Genomic DNA, 11989 nt, shown 5'->3' with positions numbered 1-11989 from the left:
GGTCACTGTGGTTTTGGTATGGGTGCAACCCCAACGGCTGTTGCCAATATGCAGGCCATTACCAATATGTATGGCGCCTCACATAAAGCTTTCCTGATTGTTCCACTCTGTGGCGCATTCTTTGTTGACTTGATCAATGCAACTGTAATTCAACTTATTCTTAAGTTCATCGCTTAAGTGATAGCAAAAGGTCTTGTTCTCAAGGCCTTTTTTGAATTGCCAAACAATATCTGCTGAGTCTTAAGGAATAAGAAAATGGATGAACAATTAAATGCGACCCTGATGTCTTGGGTGCAAATGCTGAATGATCCTTTGTGGAACTTTCTGGTAGTATTTTTGGTTGTGGTTGGGGTGTTCTATACCTTAATAACGGGTGCGGTACAGCTTCGCCTATTTTTGCACAGCATTAAGGTCATGAAGTCGAGTCGTAAAGAGGGCGATGATGACCATGGTATTACCCCATTTCAGGCTTTTGTAACAGGTCTTGCGAGCCGTGTTGGTGTAGGTAACGTGGCTGGTGTGGCAATCGCGATTGCCATTGGTGGTCCTGGTGCAGTGTTCTGGATGTGGCTTACTGCATTTTTAGGGATGAGTTCTGCTTTCGTAGAATCATCTCTCGCGCAACTGTTTAAAGTTCGAGACGTACAAAATCAACAATTCCGTGGTGGTCCAGCATACTACATTACCCAAGGTCTCAAACAAAAATGGTTGGGTGTGGTTTTCGCACTGTCACTTATTTTAGCTTATGGCTTTGTCTTCAATGCTGTACAAGCCAATTCGATTATTGATGCAACCTCGCATGCATGGGGTTGGGATAAAGCCAATGTCATGCTGAACTTAGGACTGTTCTCTTTTGAAATTTCTTGGGTCGGTCTTATTTTAGTGTTCATGACAGGTGTCATCATTTTCGGTGGGATTAAGCGTATTGCTGTTGTTGCTGAACGTTTTGTACCACTCATGGCGGTGATGTATTTAGCGGTTGCGTTATATATTGCTGTGAAAAACTTGCCAATCTTGCCTGATATTTTCCAATTAATTTTCTCTCATGCATTCCAGTTTGATGCAGCGGCAGGTGGTTTCTTTGGTGCCATGGTGTCTATGGCAATGATGATGGGGATTAAACGTGGCTTGTTCTCGAATGAAGCGGGGATGGGTTCTGCGCCAAACGCGGCAGCAGCATCAGATGTAAAACATCCTGTAAACCAAGGTTTGGTACAAATGCTGGGTGTATTTGTCGATACCTTCGTGGTGTGTTCATGTACAGCCATCATCATCTTGTCATCAGGTTTGTACCATGATGCAGGTTTTGCGGGCGTGCAGTTAACCCAGATGGCTCTAGTGAACCAGATTGGTAGCTGGGGGGATGACTTCCTTGCGATTATTTTGTTTATGTTTGCCTACTCTTCAATCATTGGTAACTATGCCTATGCTGAAAGTAATATGCAGTTCATTAATAACAACCGTAAAGTGATGTTTGTGTTCCGTTTACTGGTGTTATTCATGGTGTACTTCGGTGCCATCACCAGTGTTCCATTGGTATGGTCAATGGCCGATCTATCAATGGGCTTAATGGCAACTATTAACTTGTTTGCAATTCTGTTGTTAACACCTTTCGTTTTAATGTTGTTGAAAGACTATACCTCGCAGTTGAAGCAAGGCATTAAAGAACCAGAATTTAAGCTGGATAATCATCCAAAATTTAAAGATAAAGTAAATTCTGATATTTGGTAATACTACCAATTCGCTGAATCTGAAGAAGCCAGTCTGCAACCGCAAGGCTGGCTTTTTTATTTAGGGTCATGTTATTTGTATTGAAATGCCATCCAAGCAGGTGAAGCAAAACTCAGTTGCGAAAATGCAGCACAGTCTCCATGATTTCACGGTTTTTCTTCATTATCTTAATGCAGCAAGATTACATTTTTACGAAATGCAACAGTGAAAAATTGTCGTTTGCATAGAATAGCCATCAGTCACGATCAGAGAGTTTAGTCCGCCTTGAAATTGCTTCAATCTAGCTTAGTTATCGGCATTATCTTCATACTTTCGGGGCAAACCATGGCTCAGTCATCGCTATTCGCTTTCAATCAGAATGCAACCAAACAAACACTGGTTGACGCTCAGGTCAAAGCGGATCGTATCGATTTTAAAAAACTCAAGCAAACTGAACACCGTCCTATTGTGGCATTGGTGTTGGGTAGCGGCGGGGCGCGAGGCTATGCGCACATTGGTGTGATTCAAGTCTTAGAGCAATATGGTATTCATCCCGATATGATTGTCGGCACTAGTGCAGGCAGTGTGGTCGGTTCCATTTATGCCAGCGGGAAAAATGCACAGCAATTACGGGACATCGCGCTGAACATGAAGGCGAATGATGTGCGTGATGTGAAGTTAGCCATGACAGGCTTTTTTGATGGTCAAAAAGTAGAAGACTATGTCAATGAACAAGTCCTGAGTACACCCTTAGAGCACTTAAAAATTCCGATGTACGTGGTGGCCACTGAGCTGAAAGAGGGCAAAAAGGTCGTATTTAACTATGGCAACACGGGGCAAGCGGTGCGTGCTTCTGTTTCGATTCCTAGCATGTTTATTCCAACAAAAATTGCGGGTGAGGAATATGTTGATGGTGGCTTGGTCAGCCCAGTGCCTGTGAATGTGGCGCGTGAGTTAGGTGCGGATATTGTGATTGCCGTGGATATCTTGGCGCAGCCTGAACATACCGAAACCAATAATGTCTGGGGATTGTTCAACCAGAATATCAACATTATGCAAAACCGTTTAGCACAAGAGGAACTGAAACACGCTGATGTGGTGATTCAACCTGATTTAAGGGAAAAGTCACATATTTTTGATGTGCGTGGGCGCGAAGAAACCATGCAAGCCGGTGTAATCGCTGCGGACAAACAATTGAGCAGTATTTTCAAAGTGTTTGATCAACAGAATTTTTCTAGAGGTTATAAAATTCCACAATTTACCGTACAAAATTAATGCGTGATCGAAGGGAGTAACAACGCTTCCTTTTTGATATACAAACACTTGAAGTATGAGATGATGAGGCGTTACACTAAAATTTTATAAATCACATAACTTATCTTTAATTATATTTTTATAAAATATTGAATTAAATATATTTATTTTAAAATAATTGGATATCATGGTGTTTAAAGAAATTTATTTACAGGTATATTCGTGCTCAATATACTGCACTTTAAAATTTTATTCTTCTCCTAAAAATGAAAAAAACATTCATGTCTTTACAACAACTCGAACTGGGTCAAACCGTGCAATTGGCATCACTTCCGAATATGCTATTCAAAATTGTGGCGCTACATTGCGATGGTTCCTACCAAATCACCGCTAATTTAGATGTAAAATCTGAACTCAGTTATGATCATGTCTGTAGAGAAATGTTGAGCGTCATTGACAAAGATGCTGTAAAAATTCATTGAAATTTCTTCAAATCAATAAAAAATGAACTGAAGCTGTTGTGTGATCATTGGAAAATGCTGATTTCTATCGATGCATCAACTTCAATGCTACTTAGGATGAAATAGACTTGATTTGAAATAAATATAATAAAAATTATAGGCTTAAATTATAGTTGACTGCATTAATATATATTTTACTGAATGATGTGCTAATCACTATAAATAATAATGATGACTTTATTGCCGAATTGAACATGTTATTGGCGACAAAAGTTATATAATAATGACCACATATTCTACTATCTTTGTAAGAGTCTAGAGAACGCGATGTCCCCATTAGATCAAATTACTCCAATTTTAGATGATCAGTCGGAGTTGACCATGTCTGTATTGATGACTCCAGATATGGCAAATTTCTCGGGTAATGTCCATGGTGGAACTATTTTAAAGTTGCTGGATCAGGTGGCGTATGCCTGTGCAAGCCGCTATTCAGGTAGTTATGTTGTGACACTATCGGTTGATAAAGTGAACTTTAAAGAGCCGATTCATGTTGGTGAACTTGTAACTTTCCTTGCCAGTGTGAACCATGTAGGTCGTACCTCTATGGAAATTGGTATTCGTGTAGAAGCGCAAAATATTCAAAAGCGTACGATTCGTCATACCAATAGCTGTTATTTCACCATGGTTGCAGTGGATGAAACAGGTAAACCAAAACAAATTCCACCATTGGATTTAAGCAATGAATGGAAGCGTTGCCGCTTTGAAGCTGCGGAACAACGTAAAGTAGCGCGTTTACAAGAGAACCATCACCCATCTTGCAGTATTTATAAAAAGTCTTCGACACCAAGTTAAGATTTAGCTTTGTTCAAGCGCAACCCGTGAGTTTCAGATTCACGGGTTTTTTTATGTCTGTTCTTTATTTTAATCTCTAGTCCTTAGTCTTAATTGGCTAGTACAGCCGCAATATTTACACTATTATGAAACGATACGTATCGTTTCATTTTATGGTGATCTATGTCAGAACTGGGGAAAACTTCTCGACGCAAGCAATGCATTCTAGATGCCGTGATTGTAACCTTGGAAGACTATGAATACAGCAAATTGACGATCGAAGAGATTGCTGCACGTGCAGGTGTGGGTAAATCCACCATTTACCGCTGGTGGAAGCATAAATCCGATTTGGTCTTTGAAGCCTTTAAGCAAGAAACGGCTTCGGTGTTTGAATTGGACTATACGCAAAGTCTGGAATTTAATTTAAAACAGCAGTTATTAAAATTATCGCATGCGTTAAACCGTCCGATAGGGCGTGCCTTAATGGTGGTTTTATCAGAACATCGCGAAGCGGCAGGAGAGTTTTTTAGTCAGTATTTATTGCCCCGCCGTGAAGCGACCCGAAAGTTGATTCAATTGGCGATTGAACAAGGTGAGATTCGAGCTGATTATCCTTTTGAACTGATGCTCGACACCTTATATGCCCCAATTCATTATCAGATGATTTTCTTTAACCGACAACCTGATGAAGCTTATATTCAAGCTTTGCTGGATCTGGTACTACAACCTGCTCGAATGAATGCAACTCCGCAGGTAGATTCCCAATGACGTCAGATTTGCATGAAAGTCGGCTGTGGAATCGGGCATTTATTTTTTGTGTACTGAATAACCTGTTTTTATTTACCTATTATTTCGCGATGTTGGCGATTCTCCCTATCTACATCATGCGAGATTTGGGTGGCTCGGTAAAAGAAGCAGGTTTGGCGCTGACGCTATTTTTAATTTCATCCATTTTGGTACGTCCATTTTCAGGACTGATCTCGGAAAAAATCGGCAAGAAACTCAGCTTCCGTGGCTCGGAAGTTCTTTTTGTCTTGTTTGCCTTCAGTTATCTGTGGATTGACAGCATGTGGAGCCTGCTGTTGGTGCGTTTTATTCATGGCATCTGGTTCAGTATTTTGACCACAGTGACCGTACCTGTGGCGAATGAATTTATTCCTGAACAACGCAGAGGCGAAGGCATGGGCTACTTTGTCATGTCGACCAATTTAGGTGTAGTCTTTGGTCCTTTATTGGCATTAACCATTACCCAATATGCCAGTTTTACTGTGCTGTTCGCAGTTTTGTCTGGATTAATTACCATCGGGTTTTTATTCTGCCTTTGCATTCCAGTTCAGGATGATGAACCGCAATCTTCAATCGAACCCGCATCTTCCCGTTTAACGGTACACGATATTATCGAGTTTCGAGTGTTGTCGGTCGGTGTGGTGGCGCTATTAACGGCATTTGCTTATTCGAGTGTGATGAGCTTCATTGCGGCTTATACTGAAACCAAACAGCTGATGGCATATACCAGTACGTTTTTTCTGGTGTTTGCCTGTTCCATGATTTTCGTTCGCCCTTGGGTCGGACGTTGGTTTGATCAGAAAGGTGCCAGCGCCGTGATTTATCCATCCTTTCTGCTGTTTGCATTGGGACTAGCGGTGGTGAGTCAGTTGCATCAGGCATGGGTATTGTGGTTATCGGCAGTGCTCATAGGCATTGGCTATGGCACCTTGTTCCCGTGTCTGCAAACGGTTGCCATTCAAAGTGTTCCTAAGCAACGGATCGGGCATGCCATTTCCACGTATTTTACCTTGTTTGATTTGGGTTTGGCGGTGGGTTCCGTGATCATGGGGGTATTGATTGCGTATTGGGGCTATACCGCAACATATCTGATTTGTGCTGGGATGACTTTGGTGACCCTATGGGTGTATCGAGTCAAAGTGGCAGCCAAAGTTGTACGCGTTCAACATTAAGGAGAACATAGATGGAACTACGACATTTACGCTATTTTGTTGCAGTGGCTGAAGAGCTAAATTTCACCAAAGCAGCGCAACGCATGTGTACGGTACAACCTTCTTTAAGTCAACAAATCAAGGATTTGGAACAAGAGGTTGGGGTACAGTTATTGGTGCGTTCCAACCGTAAAGTAGAGCTGACCGAAGAAGGTAAAGCGTTTTTGAAGGAAGCCTTACTCAGTTTGGAACATGCAGAAAAAGCCATTCACGATGCGCGAAAAGTGGCAAACATGAGCAAAGACCAACTGCATATTGGTTTCGTACCTGTCGCCGAGATGAAGATCTTCCCCTACATCATGCCCAATATCCGAGCGCACTTTCCTGATTTGAAAATTCATTTTCATAGCTTGACCGATGCAGACCAATTCAAAGCCCTAAAGAAAGGCGACATTGATATTGCATTCACCCGTTATATTGATGAATCCAGTGAACTGGAATATGTACAAATCTTTAATGAACCTTTGGCATTGATTGTCCCGAAAGATTCGGCTGTTGCCGCACAACGGCATGTCAGCATCAAGAGTTTTAATCAGCAAGATTTTATTATCAGTGATGAAGGGGCTTCGCCGCAGCTGTATAAAATCATTCAGGATTTTTTCAAACAATCCAAATTGAATGTGAATGTAGTTCAGCACTCGACCAACATTTTACTCAATGTAAATTTGGTGGGGATGGGGGTAGGCTGGAGTCTGGTACCTGCCTATGTGATTCCATTATTGGGCGATAAAATTGTGGTGAAAAACACCATTGAACCTTTACCGACCATTGGTTTGTACGCCAGCTATCGCAAGGAACAACGCAGTGAAGCGATTGAATTGATTTTAAAAATCTTAAAGGAACAATTCTATACAGGTATTCTCTAAGGGCATGATTGAGCTTACCAGCAGCATTGAAAGTTATTGATGACAGAACAACTACGTCGTTGTACTTCAAGTTATGCTAAGGTTGGCGCAAAAGAACACCAGTAGAAGTAGAATAATGATGCAGTTGTATACCAATCCACAATCCCGTGGAAATACCATTTTACCTTTTCTTAAAGAGCTGAGCATTGAAGCTCAGGTCGAGCTGATTAATATCAGTTATGAAGACCTGCATCAGGCACCGTATTTAGCCCTTAACCCGATGGCGAAAGTGCCTTGTCTGGTCGATGGAGACATTGTTGTCACGGAAGTGCCTGCGATTATTGCCTATTTGGCGGATAAGTATATTGAACAAGATTTTGCCCCGGCACTGAATGACCCGAAACGCGGTGCATATTTGAAATGGCTGTTCTTTATTCATGGTCCATTAACCGAATATATGGATGTGAAAAACTTGAATGTCGCTGAAGATGTGATTGAAAGTAAAAAAACTGGCTTAAGTTTTGGTGATGAACAAAGGTTATTTCAGTTTCTAAAACAAGGCTTAAGTCAGGCGAAACCGTATTTGCTGGGAGACAAATGTACAGCTGCAGATTTATATCTGGCGTATTGGTTGGTCTATGCCATGGCGTTTAAGCTGCTCCCGTATTTTGAAGAAGCCAAACCCTTTTTAAGACAGATGAAAAGCAGAGCCTCGGTGCAGGGGATAGCTTGGTTTGATGCTATTGAATAATTGCTTTTAGCAATAATAAAAGCCCAGAATGTGTTCTGGGCTTTGTCTTTTTATCAGGGATCAGCTCAAGCAATTAACTGATTCTCTTCAGCTTTGCTGTGTAATTTAGCGAATAAGGCTTGGCTGATCTGATCGGCACTTTGTGGAATGGCGAGTGCTGCTACAAAGCGGTCAGGGCGTAAAATCACCATTGAGTCATTGGTACGACCAAACCACGTGCGGATTTCAGTGCCAATATCACCCACACAAATCACGCCATCGTATTGTTTGCGCTTCTCGTTTTGTAGTTGAATTGCAGGTAAAACTTGAATGAATTTCACCCCGAGTTTTTTCCATTGCTGCATGCTGGCTGCTGATAAGCCCCATTGTGGGTCTACTCCCCAAGCCAAGATTGCGAAGTCATTGCCAATCACTTGATCCAGCAATACTTGTTCACCCGTGACCAATTGCACTTTGGGCTGAATAAACATTTTACCCACAGGCGAGTTCTTTTGTGTATTTGGAATCAGCACGCCATCATGATATTGCGGCATTGGCTTAAAGCGCATTTCCAGCAAATACTGTTTAATTGGCTTGATATAGTTTAAAGCGTAGGCAATACCGTCACGGACAAAACCTTGCCATTTTTTAGGCGGCGCGAGGACATGACCTGCCATCACGGAAAGATCAATCATGGCTTTGGCATGATCTTTACGTTCAATTTGGTATGAGTCTAAGAGTTCAGGACCAGCTTTACCTTGAATCACTAGCGCCATTTTCCAACCCAAGTTAAAGGCATCACGCATACCACTGTTATAACCTTGACCTTGCCACACAGGCATAATGTGGGCAGCATCGCCAGCCAGTAAAATACGATCTACACGGAACTTGTCTGCAATGCGGGCATTGTGGGTATAGACACGTTGACGAATCACTTCAATGTTTTGAGTATTCGGTAAGACTTTTTCCAACAGTTTATTGATGTTTTCTGGTTTACTCAGTTCTTCTTGGGTTTCACCTGGCATCACCATAAATTCAAAGCGACGAATGCCATGCGGTAAAGCAGCCGAGACATATGGACGTACAGGATCACAGCATAAATAGATATGCGGTGTTGCCAATGGATCATTTTCTATATCAATCACAATCCATTGGTTGGGTGCTGTTTTACCATCAAAGTCGATATTTAATGTGCGGCGAACAACAGAGTTACCACCATCACAAGCGATCAGATACTGTGCTTTAACAACTTCGTTCTGTCCCTGTTTATTCTGCATTTTCAATGTTACAGACTGAGCATCTTGGCTAAATTCCGTCAGTTGACGTGAAAACAGCACTTCAGTTTTTGGATATTGCTTTAGTCCTTGAAGTAACACATTGTCTACTTGTGGTTGAATAAAGGCATTTCGACGCGGAAAACCAAATTCACGGGTTAAAGGCTGAATATCTGCAAAGCAATGACCTTTAGGCGTTAAAAAGCGCATGGCATGGTTAGGCGTGGTATGCGGTAATACTTGCTCCACCAATCCTAGAGATTGAATCGTGCGCAATGCCTCATCATCAATACCAATGGCACGTGGGTAATCAATCAGTTGATCCAGTTGTTCAATGACAGTGACCTGTACGCCTTGCTTACTTAAATAATTGGCAAGCGTTAGTCCCACTGGACCAGCACCAAGAATTGCCACTTCGGTCATAAATTCAGTCTTGTTTGTGCTCACAGCGAATTCCATTCAATCCATTCACAATGCTGCTATTAACGGTTAAGTGTGTGCTGCAAACAAGCTATGCCATAGTGTAGAGCTAGTATGAATAAGGCTGAAGTCGGTCTTTATTATTTTTTTATTATATTGATTTAAAATAACTTATTGTATTTTTGATGATAGTTGATCTCATGGGAATCATCATAATTAACTATCTTTATGCTTGATGATTTTTAAGTTTTGCTGGTTCCTAAACGAAAACAGGTGAACCAGAACAATCTGAATCACCTGCGATTTTCTAGTGCTTTCGAGTGAATGAGGTGGAGAGAAAGCCCTAGAAAAACTGGTTCACCCGTCCTTATTGAGCAGGTGTTGCTTCACTTGCAGAATCAGCTGCAGGTGCTGTGGTTGGTTGAGCCGCTGTACCTTCGCTCGCAGAAGTCGTAGGCTGTTCTTGAGTTGAAACAATCACTTTTTCTTCTGTTTGAGCATGCTCCTGTGTCGCAGCAAAAGTCGTTGTTGTGGCAGCAGCAAATGTCGTTGCAAGTAGGATATGAGTTAATTTCATAATAGGCATCCTGATTTATAAATGAGATAAAAATTAAAGCTGTTCTACTTATCATCACTTAAGTAAGAACAGGACTCATGCTAAGGATTCAGGGCATTTCAGGCAATTCAAGCAACAAAGAGAAACAGAATAAATTACGTGAATAATACAATAATATGCAAACTGTGTAGCTCAAGTAACGACTGGATGAAACATTCATCAGAATTTGTATTCAAATATTTCAATTGCATTAAATTTAATGCGATGCGTTTACTGAAACAAAACATAACAGCAGGAAAAACATTGCTTTTTAGCTCAACTGATCTGATTTGACTTGTAAGGGAATATTTCTAATTCAATGAATCTGGTGGCAAATTAAACACTTTGAAAATTAATAATCTATTATGGAAGCAACTGGACAGATATTCTCTCAATTGTGAAAGGCCGATAGAACCGATCAAGCAAACTTGCGCAATCTCGTAGAGCCACACAGCAAGCAGCAGATCCATCAAGAGTGTTACAGTCGATATGCTTTGGATGGTATAAAATAGATACCCAATGCATAAAAGTATTAAAGAAACTGAATGCAAGGCTATAACAAAAAATGAACATGTTGTTTGTTTTCTATCCATGCTTATTCTGAATAATGAAAGAGAACACCCAGTAGACAAGGGGAATATAATGATAAAACTAGTCTTGCTCTCTACTTTGTCGGTCATGCTGTTATCGGGATGTGTCTGGTACGATGACGATTGGTATGACCATGATCATCGCTATTCATATGGCTATGATTACGATCATCGTCGACCTTCTTATGGTTATGAATGGAATGGACGCCCAGAATATCGTCCGCCTCATCATCGACCTCCAGAGCATCGCCCACCAGAAAACCGACCCCCAGAGCATCGTCCGCCTGGACATCGACCTGATCGCCCGAACTATAAGCAAACAAAGCCTTTGCCACATTAAGCAGGTTTGCTTTTATGATTTGACATTAGTATATGGTCAATCCATTCAGTCAAATAAGGGTTACACAAGCTCCTTATTTGACAGAATTTCAACAGGAGATATGGGGATTAAATGAAAAGTTGAGCTAGGCAACAGAATGATTATCGTCTGTAATTAATACATCGCAAATTTAATCACTTGGCGATAGAGTTGACATATTTTAATAAATAGAACAAAAAACGCACAATTTTAAAAGTTATCGTCTACAGATAAGGTGAATAATAAAGACTCTACCCTAGTTAAAGGGGATTGAAAATGAGAAAAACAGCCTTGTTACTTGCACTTACTGCAAGCTTGATTATAGGTTGTACATCTAATAGTACAGGTATGAGCAATTCAAGTTCTACTCCGATGCTACAACAAACTGATTATCAACCAGAACCATCTCATCAAAAATATATGAATGACAAAAATGGTTCATCTCCCACCGTAGATTTTATCCGATACCCATTAATCGATCTGTGAGTATCCTTACACCAGATGGAGATGTTATTCTCCCTCTGGTTTTTAATACCGTAATTACGAGTTTTCACCCAGAGCTTTTTAGACCAAGATGTGTTGTTTTAGCGTAGAACAGAAAATAAACAAAATAAATGCATCTAGATGCATCTGCTCATCAATAATTAAAAATAGGATTCAAAGGCTAGGGCAAAATAATGATTAGAAATATTATGCTATTGGTTTTGACTGCAAGTTTATTCACAGGATGTTTATGGTATGACGATGATTATGATCATCGTCATCATAATGGTCCACCGCATCACCATGACTCCGATCATCGGCCAGACTCAAATCATCATGATCATATGAATAATAATGACTATGACCATCATCAACGACCAGGTCCACGCTAAATCCTTAGTAGTCGGCATATAACTCATCTAGCAAGGTATAACACCAGTC

14 protein-coding genes are annotated in these 11989 nt (G+C 40.9%); 12 read left to right on the top strand and 2 right to left on the bottom strand.

Annotated elements, in window-relative coordinates; all coding sequences use genetic code 11:
* From MKI85_RS11200 to MKI85_RS11160, 9 genes are all read left to right on the top strand, one after another.
* Nucleotides 1-177, top strand: a 177-nt coding sequence (locus tag MKI85_RS11200) for a sodium/glutamate symporter (RefSeq protein ID WP_281070034.1), incomplete at its 5' end; no start/stop codon positions are given.
* A gap of 78 nt (nucleotides 178-255) precedes the next feature.
* Entirely contained in the window at nucleotides 256-1731 is a 1476-nt protein-coding gene (locus tag MKI85_RS11195; RefSeq protein ID WP_241627805.1) for an alanine/glycine:cation symporter family protein, read from the top strand.
* 324 nt (nucleotides 1732-2055) lie between these two features.
* Nucleotides 2056-2985, top strand: a complete 930-nt coding sequence (locus MKI85_RS11190) for a patatin-like phospholipase family protein (RefSeq protein WP_241627803.1) — start codon at nucleotides 2056-2058, stop codon at nucleotides 2983-2985.
* 260 nt (nucleotides 2986-3245) lie between these two features.
* Nucleotides 3246-3446, top strand: a complete 201-nt coding sequence (locus MKI85_RS11185; RefSeq protein WP_241627801.1) for a hypothetical protein — start codon at nucleotides 3246-3248, stop codon at nucleotides 3444-3446.
* A 306-nt stretch (nucleotides 3447-3752) separates the two neighbouring features.
* Entirely contained in the window at nucleotides 3753-4277 is a 525-nt protein-coding gene (locus MKI85_RS11180; RefSeq protein ID WP_241627799.1) for an acyl-CoA thioesterase, read from the top strand.
* 162 nt (nucleotides 4278-4439) lie between these two features.
* Nucleotides 4440-5024, top strand: a complete 585-nt coding sequence (locus MKI85_RS11175; RefSeq protein ID WP_241627797.1) for a TetR/AcrR family transcriptional regulator — start codon at nucleotides 4440-4442, stop codon at nucleotides 5022-5024.
* Nucleotides 5021-6214, top strand: coding sequence for an MFS transporter (locus MKI85_RS11170; protein WP_241627795.1), 1194 nt, complete (start codon nucleotides 5021-5023; stop codon nucleotides 6212-6214). The genes MKI85_RS11175 and MKI85_RS11170 overlap by 4 nt, the downstream gene beginning before the upstream one ends.
* A gap of 11 nt (nucleotides 6215-6225) precedes the next feature.
* Nucleotides 6226-7119, top strand: coding sequence for a LysR substrate-binding domain-containing protein (locus MKI85_RS11165; protein WP_241627793.1), 894 nt, complete (start codon nucleotides 6226-6228; stop codon nucleotides 7117-7119).
* A gap of 118 nt (nucleotides 7120-7237) precedes the next feature.
* Complete coding sequence (locus MKI85_RS11160; RefSeq protein WP_241627824.1) at nucleotides 7238-7849, top strand: glutathione S-transferase family protein; 612 nt, start codon at nucleotides 7238-7240, stop codon at nucleotides 7847-7849.
* Between the two features lie 65 nt (nucleotides 7850-7914).
* Here MKI85_RS11160 and MKI85_RS11155 read toward each other — a convergent pair whose 3' ends face one another.
* Together MKI85_RS11155 and MKI85_RS11150 are read right to left on the bottom strand one after the other, a co-directional pair.
* A complete protein-coding gene (locus MKI85_RS11155; RefSeq protein ID WP_413351181.1) occupies nucleotides 7915-9561 on the bottom strand; it encodes a bifunctional 3-(3-hydroxy-phenyl)propionate/3-hydroxycinnamic acid hydroxylase in 1647 nt (548 codons plus the stop codon).
* 328 nt (nucleotides 9562-9889) lie between these two features.
* Nucleotides 9890-10099: a hypothetical protein gene (locus tag MKI85_RS11150; RefSeq protein WP_241627790.1), complete on the bottom strand. Its 210-nt coding sequence runs from the start codon at nucleotides 10097-10099 to the stop codon at nucleotides 9890-9892.
* 660 nt (nucleotides 10100-10759) lie between these two features.
* Here MKI85_RS11150 and MKI85_RS11145 point away from each other — a divergent pair.
* From MKI85_RS11145 to MKI85_RS11135, 3 genes are all read left to right on the top strand, one after another.
* Nucleotides 10760-11047 carry a hypothetical protein gene (locus tag MKI85_RS11145; protein ID WP_241627789.1) on the top strand — a complete coding sequence of 96 codons (288 nt, stop codon included), beginning with the start codon at nucleotides 10760-10762 and terminating at the stop codon, nucleotides 11045-11047.
* 294 nt (nucleotides 11048-11341) lie between these two features.
* A complete protein-coding gene (locus MKI85_RS11140; RefSeq protein ID WP_241627787.1) occupies nucleotides 11342-11551 on the top strand; it encodes a hypothetical protein in 210 nt (69 codons plus the stop codon).
* A gap of 191 nt (nucleotides 11552-11742) precedes the next feature.
* Nucleotides 11743-11940: a hypothetical protein gene (locus MKI85_RS11135; RefSeq protein ID WP_241627785.1), complete on the top strand. Its 198-nt coding sequence runs from the start codon at nucleotides 11743-11745 to the stop codon at nucleotides 11938-11940.
* The last annotated feature ends 49 nt before the right edge of the window (nucleotides 11941-11989 follow it).

Source organism: Acinetobacter zhairuonensis (assembly GCF_022601715.1).
Classification (GTDB): domain Bacteria; phylum Pseudomonadota; class Gammaproteobacteria; order Pseudomonadales; family Moraxellaceae; genus Acinetobacter.
Note: the sequence above shows the minus strand (reverse complement) of the source record. Positions and strands in the feature narration are given on the sequence as shown.